The 232-nt window shown below is 46.1% G+C and carries 1 protein-coding gene; it reads left to right on the plus strand.

Going from position 1 to position 232, the window contains the following annotated elements; genetic code table 11:
* A partial coding sequence (locus tag AAEY75_RS17360) for a carboxyvinyltransferase (protein ID WP_502944470.1) occupies positions 1–232 on the plus strand: 232 nt, incomplete at both ends.

The following is a 232-nucleotide window of genomic DNA, read 5'->3' on the forward strand; positions in this document are numbered from 1 at the left end:
TTCAGGGTGATGTTAAGTTTGCCGATGTATTAGCTGAAATGGGTGCAGACATAGAGTGGGGCGATGATTACATTATTGTCCGTCAATCGACCTTAACGGGTATCGACATGGACATGAACCACATTCCAGATGCTGCCATGACCATTGCCACGACAGCCCTTTTTGCCAAAGGTCCAACCACTATCCGAAACATCTATAACTGGCGCGTAAAAGAAACAGACCGTTTATACGC

Origin of the sequence: Psychrobacter sp. TB55-MNA-CIBAN-0194 (genome assembly GCF_040309505.1) — a bacterium.
GTDB classification, from domain to species: domain Bacteria; phylum Pseudomonadota; class Gammaproteobacteria; order Pseudomonadales; family Moraxellaceae; genus Psychrobacter; species Psychrobacter fozii.